We start from the raw sequence: 7,497 nt of genomic DNA on the forward strand, positions 1-7,497 counted from the left end.
CGCCCCCGGTCCCCGGGGCGCGGCCCTCTTGCTTAAACTGCTCAATTTTTCGTGCTCACGGTGCTCATTTCCCAGTGATCACTCGGACCACTTCTTAGTGAACATCAACATCCGATCTCCCGGGGCCGGCCGATCCGGCCCTCAGGGTATCGGGTTCCCACATTCATCCGCACATGTACGGATGAATGTGGGAGGTGTTCGGATAAAGTTGATAATCAAGGTTATTTGGGGAATCGGGTAAAATAATTTCTTGTTTTTTAGAGCGTACTATGATATACTGCTATTATCCTGATTTGAGGAGTCTACCAAAGGAGTCTACCAAAGGAGTCTACCAAATATGCGGCAAGGTATTCTTAAATAAAATTTGATAATGGGCGCAAAAATGATTGCCCCTTGCAGGGGCTTAGTTTTTGTACCCAATTTAAGAATACTTTTGCCTTTTTAGTAAATATCGTGACGGACAGCGGCTCATGTAAGCCGTCATACTTCTGTTTGTCCGAAGTCATGATCCCCAGCGGTAAAAGTATTAGCCGCTGGGGATTTTTGCGCCCATTTGGGCCTTGTATGGAGGATAGACATGAACATTATCAATATCGGGATTCTTGCCCATGTAGACGCTGGAAAGACAACCTTGACGGAGAGCCTGCTATATGCCAGCGGAGCCATTTCAGAACCGGGGAGCGTCGAAAAAGGGACAACGAGGACGGACACCATGCTTTTGGAGCGGCAGCGTGGGATTACCATTCAAGCGGCAGTCACTTCCTTCCAGTGGCACAGATGTAAAGTCAACATTGTGGATACGCCCGGCCACATGGATTTTTTGGCGGAGGTGTACCGCTCTTTGGCTGTTTTAGATGGGGCCATCTTGGTGATCTCCGCTAAAGATGGCGTGCAGGCCCAGACCCGTATTCTGTTCCATGCCCTGCGGAAAATGGACATTCCCACCGTTATCTTTATCAATAAGATTGACCAGACTGGCGTTGATTTGCAAGGCGTGTATCAGTCTGTTCGGGATAAGCTCTCCGCCGATATTATCATCAAGCAGACGGTGTCGCTGTCCCCGGAAATAGTCCTGGAGGAAAATACCGACATAGAAGCATGGGATGCGGTCATTGAAAATAACGATGAATTATTGGAAAAGTATATCGCAGGAGAACCAATCAGCCGGGAAGAACTTGCGCGGGAGGAACAGCGGCGGGTTCAAGACGCCTCCCTGTTCCCGGTCTATCATGGCAGCGCCAAAAAGGGCCTTGGCATTCAACCGTTGATGGATGCGGTGACAGGGCTGTTCCAACCGATTGGGGAACAGGGGAGCGCCGCCCTATGCGGCAGCGTTTTCAAGGTGGAGTATACAGATTGTGACCAGCGGCTCATCTATCTGCGGCTATACAGCGGAACGCTGCGCCTGCGGGATACGGTGGCCCTGGCCGGGAGAGAAAAGCTGAAAATCACAGAGATGCGTATTCCATCCAAAGGGGAGATTGTTCGGACAGACACCGCCCATAAGGGCGAAATTGTCATCCTTCCCAGCGACAGCGTGGGATTAAACGACGTATTGGGGGACCCAACCCGGCTCCCTCGTAAAAGGTGGCGTGAGGACCCCCTCCCCATGCTGCGGACGTCGATTGCGCCGAAAACGGCAGCGCAAAGAGAACGGCTGCTGGACGCTCTTACGCAACTTGCGGATACTGACCCGCTTTTGCGCTGCGAGGTGGATTCCATCACCCATGAGATCATTCTTTCTTTTTTGGGCCGGGTGCAGTTGGAGGTCGTTTCCGCTTTGCTGTCGGAAAAATACAAGCTTGAAACAGTGGTAAAGGAACCCACCGTCATTTATATGGAGCGGCCGCTCAAAGCAGCCAGCCACACCATCCATATCGAGGTGCCGCCCAACCCGTTTTGGGCATCCATCGGACTGTCTGTTACACCACTCCCGCTTGGCTCCGGTGTACAATACGAGAGCCGGGTTTCGCTGGGATACTTGAACCAGAGTTTTCAAAACGCTGTCAGGGATGGTATCCGTTACGGGCTGGAGCAGGGCTTGTTCGGCTGGAACGTAACGGACTGTAAGATTTGCTTTGAATACGGGCTTTATTACAGTCCGGTCAGCACGCCGGCGGACTTCCGCTCATTGGCCCCGATTGTATTGGAACAGGCATTGAAGGAATCAGGGACGCAACTGCTGGAACCTTATCTCTCCTTCACCCTCTATGCGCCCCGGGAATATCTTTCCAGGGCTTATCATGATGCACCGAAATACTGTGCCACCATCGAAACGGTCCAGGTAAAAAAGGATGAAGTTGTCTTTACTGGCGAGATTCCCGCCCGCTGTATACAGGCATACCGTACTGATCTGGCCTTTTACACCAACGGGCAGAGCGTATGCCTTACAGAACTGAAAGGGTATCAGGCCGCTGTCGGCAAGCCAGTCATCCAGCCCCGCCGTCCAAACAGCCGCCTGGACAAGGTGCGCCATATGTTCAGTAAGATTCCTTGATACGCCACAGCAAGGATGGTTATTGCATTTCCCTGCCTTTCGTGGTAAAATGTAGTTGTAAACCACCAGAGAAAACAACAACCCTGCTACCCCCCGTTATCACCACCGATAACAATTTGATAACAGCCCATCGTATAGGGCTGGATAATATGGACACATCAAATAATCAAAAAAATGAGGTATCAAATTTATGAAGCAAAATCCGTTAAATATGATGCCCAACAACGAGTGGGAATAGGAGAAAACTGGGAATAGAATTCCCAATTTTAGTAGGAACAGCGTAATTAGGTACGCGAATGGGAAGGGGAGTCCCGCGGGACTCCCCTCTGTTTAGATCGAGAATTAGAACGGTAACGTCACGTATGCTTTATGCGTGCTTGCGTTTGCGATACGCGGCTAACGCGATGCCGACTGCGATCAGGGCTGCTGCACTGAAGCAGAGGGATGCCAGGAGTGCCATCTGGTTGTCACCGGTCCGAGGGATTGTTGAGTTGGTGGGAGCGGAGTCGGCATTCTTCTCCCACTGGGCGTACAGGGTGGTGTCCTGGTCTGCGTTCTTCTTGGGGTCGAAGGCCTGCTTGCCTTCCTTGTCGTAGGTCCAGCCCTTGAAGGTGTAGCCTTCAGCGGTGGGATCATCGATAAGGGTGATGGGCTTGCCCTTCTCGGTCTGCTTGGTCACACTGTCGCCGTGGCCGTTCATGTCGAAGGTGACATCGACCATTTCGATGGTGGGAGTTTCCCAGACAGCCGTGAAAGTGATGTTTTCTTTAGCGGTGTATTCGCCTTTAAGGGGATCGGTGCCTTCGGAGCCCTTCATGATCCAGCCAACGAATGTGTAGTCGCCGTCAGTGCCTAGATTAGGGAGTTCGACGACACCGCCTTTGTTCACGGTCTTGGCCTCAGGAGCAGTGCCATATTTGGATTCGAAGGAAACGGTGACCTTTTCCTTTTCGGTCCATTTGGCGTAGACGGTCATGCTTGTAGCGGCGGTGCCGTTGAACGAGGTGGTGAGGCTCTCATCGGTGAACCAGCCGCCGAAGTCATAGTCGGTATCGGTGGGCTCGGGCAGGGTGACGGACGTCCCCTTCTTGACCTTAATGGGGTCAATCTGGGCTCCGTGGCTGTTCATATTGAAGGTCACGGTGACGGTTTCGGGCATCAAATAAAGCACTGCTTTAGTGAATCGGGTATTGGCATTCGAGCCTTTAATGGAAGATGCTGATTGATCGGTAGGAGAAATAGGTGAATCAAAACGGGCGGTTAATACCGATCCCTCTTCCGTTGTCAGCTTAAGGACAGATGGGGGAATTGGATCGTTGCCGTTATTCATGATGAAGGCTTCCAGGTGATCGCTCGAGTCAACTCGTTTTATTTCAAGCGTAAGGCTCTTTCCAACATTTGCTGAAACGCCGCCAGCTCCCGGCTCTGCGACGCTATCCCAAGTGGCAATGGGCTCTTCGCCTTCAGCCCAGGCGTAATTCTGGGTGCCGGAGAAGGTGAAGGCGCAAACGCCGACTATGGCTGCGAGCGTGAGGAAGAAAACCGTCCGGCGCCTGGCCAAGGTCTCTTTAGCCTGTATCTTCATCGTATCCTCCAATTCAAGCGTGCGTTCCCTATTGCAACATTGCATTTCATGTTAACAGAGAATTATTTTCGGGCATGTCCCTTGCTCGGCTCGGGCTTGCTCTGGACGGGGATGCTTCGTGGTCTTGATGGGGTGGGTGCCTAATTCGAAGGAGGCAGAATCTGGTTTGGTGGTGCAGAAAAGCAACAAATATGATTTATTAGAGAGGTAATTAAATTCAAACGACGCATAGCCAACAAAGATTCGGTTATTCTTTACCAAATCGAAAAAACGCAGCAACACACTGTACGTCGTGTTGCGTTTTACGTTGGTTCAATTCGATGCAATTGGAGCAGACATGAGCTTCATGGATTCCAAATTCTCCAAATGGGGAGAGGTCGAAACTGCAGTTCTCTCCCAATCGCTTGCGAAAAGATTTGCGAGGGTGATGCTGGCGGCAGTGCTGGCAGCATCTTTTCTGCCCGTCGCAGCTTTCGCTGATGGGGGCGGGGCGGTAAGCGATCCCGTTGGCAATGCATTCAAAGGCCCTGATAAGATTCAGTACGGCGTTGCTGCACAATATACCAATATAACATCAAGGTCTGAATATAAATGGGATTATATTCGTGACAATGACGGTGGAGATGTCACAATCTCGTATCTTGATAATCTTTATCCTAATCACAAGACCGTTTCTGTAATGGGAACTCAAGTCGGCCACGTGACCTTGGTGGTTTCGGGAGGTGATGTGGGTGAGGAACGATTCGAAATCGAGATTACAAAGCGTAACGTAACTCTTAAGTCCACAAACGTCTCAAAAACCTATGACGGCGAACCTCTTGCCTGTCCCGTATCAGTTGATCCTTGTTTTGCTACGTTTGACGATGTTTATTGCATATCGACTAGTTCTCGGACCAATGTTGGCATAACGAATAATAATACGTTTGAGATAATATTTATTAAGGGTAGTCCCGACTCTTACAATATTACCAAGTTTGAAACAGGTATAGTGGAGATCACACCACGTCCGGTCACCCTGACCTCCGCGAGTGGTTCCAAGGAGTACGACGGCAAGCCCCTGACCAATCACAAGGTCACCGTTGGGGAGGCTGCCCGGGATACTGGTTGGGTCGATGGCCAAGGTGCCACCTATTCTTTCACCGGCTCGCAGAAGATCGTCGGCTCCTCCGAGAATGCATTCGAATGCATCCCCAACGAGGGAACCAATCTGGACAACTATCAGATCAACAAGACGTATGGAACCCTGACCGTTACCGACCGTAGCGAGAAGTACCAGATCACCCTCACTCCCAATTCCAAGTCCGTGACCTACGACGGCACCGAGAAGTCCGTATCCGGTTTCGAGACCCTGGAGTTCGAAGTCAACGGCTCCACCTACACCGTCGAGGGTCTGACCGCCGAGGCCAGAGGCACCGATGCAGGCGAGTACCCTGTCAAGGTTTCCGGCCAAGCTGTCGTCATCGATTCCGACGGCAACGATGTGACCGACCAGTTCACCGTGAACATCGACGATGCCAAGCTGACCATCGTCGGGGGCGACTCCGATAAGTCTGCATCCAATCTCCCTCACACCGGCGATAGCGCCGCCCTCTATGCAATGGGCATCTGCGGCGTTGCGATCGCTGCCGGTGCTGGGGCGCACTTCACGTCCAGAAAGCGCAACAACTATAAATAAGCACGGATACCATTGGTGCAGCTCCATTGAAATGAAGCGCTAAGATAATCAGCAAAGGGGCCTTCCCGTCTGGGAAGGCCCCAACTTTGTGCGCGAGCATGGCATGTCAGAGAGCAAGCGTTTTGTTGAGGGGGTAAATTGTTTGCCAGCAGCCTCTGACCATGCTGAATCTGTCTACTATTCAAACAGAAAAACGAGCAGCTCAACATATTTTCCTGCAGAAAAGAATACGGCAGTGCACGCAACGCGGCCGGCCCCTTCCTTTCCTGCCGAAATCCACACGCCTGCCATCCGCTTTTTCTATGCAAATATTCACAAACACGCAAAAAAGGAATACAAATACCTTATCGATTATTTGAACGAGAAAGGGAACACAATGGGTAGACTCGAAGGCAAAGTTGCTATCGTAACGGGTTCCACCAGCGGCATTGGCATCGGTATCGCAAAGGTATACGCAGCCGAGGGCGCAACGGTTGTTATTAGTGGTCGTCGTGCCGAAAAAGGCCAAGTTGTAGTTGATCAAATTGTTGAAGCAGGCGGCAAGGCAAGCTTCCACTATTTCGACATTACCGAACCAGCAAGCATCGAAGCGCTTATTGCAGACACTGTAGAGCAATACGGCAAGCTCGATATTTTGGTAAACAATGCAGCAAACGTTGCCCTCAAGGACGGTCGTGTTGACGAGCTCACCCTTGAAATGTGGGACGCTATTTTGGAAAGCGACCTGCGCGGCACCTTCTATGCAACGAAGTGCGCTATCCCCTACATGAAAGAAATTGGTGGCGGCGCAATCGTCAACATTGGCTCTATGGCATCATGTGCAGGCGACTTAGGTTCTACCGCTTATGCATGCGCCAAGGCGGGCGTAGACATCTTCACGCAATACGTTGCCTTGCAATACGGCAAAGACAACATCCGCTGCAATTGCATCCGTCCAGGCTTGATTGTTACGCCAGAAAACGAGGCGAAGGTTCCTCAGATGCTCAAAGATATCTTCTTGGGTAGCATCATGGTTAACCGCTACGGTTGCCCAGAAGACATTGCTCATGCAGCCGTATATTTTGGCTCCGATGAAAGTACCTACACCACAGGACAGATCATCAACGTTGACGGCGGCATGAATTCGCACGCTCCAACCGTTGCTCAGTTCCGCCAGATGAATTCCCGCACGTGGTAATTCGTACAGGCGAATAGACCAGTACGAAAGCGCGAACGCGAGAATGCGGAAAGCGTGAACGCATGAACGCATGAACGTGCTAGAGTGTGAATGCGCGAAGGTGCGCATGACTGAATGCGCGAAAGCACACCACGCACGCAAAAGATTTCTTGCAGATAGAATCTACATGGCCACTCTTTGCGGGTGGCCATGTTTTTTGCGCAGGCAATCTGTTGGCTAAGACTTATAGGACAAAATGTGTGTCCACGTTGGGGGGGCATCGGCGCAGGTCGACGCCCCTTTTTCAGCCGTATAAATTCCGTGCCCGATTTTAACCGCTCGGATAGAATGTGTGTCCGGTTGCCTATCGTTCCCGCAGGTAGATAACCTTTTCCGGAACCGTTAAAAACCCTTTCGGAAGAGGTGCCCATGAAGGCCGTCTATTGCCCCTACTGCGGCGGGCGGTCTTTCAGGTGTTGATGTTCACTAAGAAGTGGTCCGAGTGATCACTGGGAAATGAGCACCGTGAGCACGAAAAATTGAGCAGTTTAAGCAAGAGGGCCGCGCCCCGGGGACCGGGGGCG

At 51.4% G+C, this 7,497-nt stretch carries 4 protein-coding genes; 3 read left to right on the forward strand and 1 reads right to left on the reverse strand.

Annotation, left to right across the window (positions count from 1 at the left end):
* Nucleotides 1-577 precede the first annotated feature (577 nt).
* Nucleotides 578-2,497: a tetracycline resistance ribosomal protection protein Tet(W) gene (tet(W), locus tag ACTQ1E_RS08625; protein WP_441042591.1), complete on the forward strand. Its 1,920-nt coding sequence runs from the start codon at nucleotides 578-580 to the stop codon at nucleotides 2,495-2,497.
* A 367-nt stretch (nucleotides 2,498-2,864) separates the two neighbouring features.
* Here the strand turns inward: tet(W) and ACTQ1E_RS08630 are convergent, their stop codons facing one another.
* Entirely contained in the window at nucleotides 2,865-4,082 is a 1,218-nt protein-coding gene (locus ACTQ1E_RS08630) for an InlB B-repeat-containing protein (RefSeq protein ID WP_441042592.1), read from the reverse strand.
* Nucleotides 4,083-5,070: 988 nt separating this feature from the next.
* Between ACTQ1E_RS08630 and ACTQ1E_RS08635 the strand changes: the two genes are divergently transcribed.
* Complete coding sequence (locus ACTQ1E_RS08635) at nucleotides 5,071-5,757, forward strand: hypothetical protein (protein ID WP_441565857.1); 687 nt, start codon at nucleotides 5,071-5,073, stop codon at nucleotides 5,755-5,757.
* 103 nt (nucleotides 5,758-5,860) lie between these two features.
* Entirely contained in the window at nucleotides 5,861-6,934 is a 1,074-nt protein-coding gene (locus tag ACTQ1E_RS08640; protein ID WP_441044899.1) for an SDR family NAD(P)-dependent oxidoreductase, read from the forward strand.
* Nucleotides 6,935-7,497: the final 563 nt, after the last annotated feature.

This window comes from Collinsella sp. LCP21S3_C7, from assembly GCF_052118485.1.
Taxonomy (GTDB): domain Bacteria; phylum Actinomycetota; class Coriobacteriia; order Coriobacteriales; family Coriobacteriaceae; genus Collinsella.

Bases quoted from the DNA above. Each gene is read 5' to 3' on its own strand.
- ACTQ1E_RS08630 (WP_441042592.1), bottom strand. From the start codon at position 4,082: ATGAAGATACAGGCTAAAGAGACCTTGGCCAGGCGCCGGACGGTTTTC.
- ACTQ1E_RS08640 (WP_441044899.1), top strand. From the start codon at position 5,861: ATGTCAGAGAGCAAGCGTTTTGTTGAGGGGGTAAATTGTTTGCCAGCA.